Here is a 280-nt window from a genome sequence, read left to right on the forward strand (position 1 = left end):
GCACCGTACAGCCCAGGGTCGCCGCTGTGTACGCGGGCCACCTCCTGGCCGTTGGCGTGGGCCGTGCGCATCAGCTCGATGATCTGCCCCAGGTGCAGTTCGGCGCGGTTGATCACGGTTTCGGCGCGGTGGCCTTCGAGCACGGCGGCGGGCACCAGTGAGCCGGCATAGATGATCACCGGGCAGCTGTGGATCAGGCGCTGGCCCTTGACGGTGATCAGCTCGGGGGCGCCCGGGCCGGCACTGATGAAATAGACGGTCATGATGAATCCTTGGAAAG

The 280-nt window shown here is 66.4% G+C and carries 1 protein-coding gene; it reads right to left on the minus strand.

The genetic code is table 11. The features are described from left to right. Positions 1-263 (minus strand): SAM-dependent methyltransferase (locus tag QMX96_RS26820; protein WP_282362739.1); only part of this gene is annotated, 263 nt, incomplete at its 3' end. Between the last annotated feature and the right edge of the window lie 17 nt (positions 264-280).

This window comes from Pseudomonas sp. PS01300 (assembly GCF_029960155.1).
Taxonomy (GTDB): Bacteria; Pseudomonadota; Gammaproteobacteria; order Pseudomonadales; family Pseudomonadaceae; genus Aquipseudomonas; species Aquipseudomonas palmensis.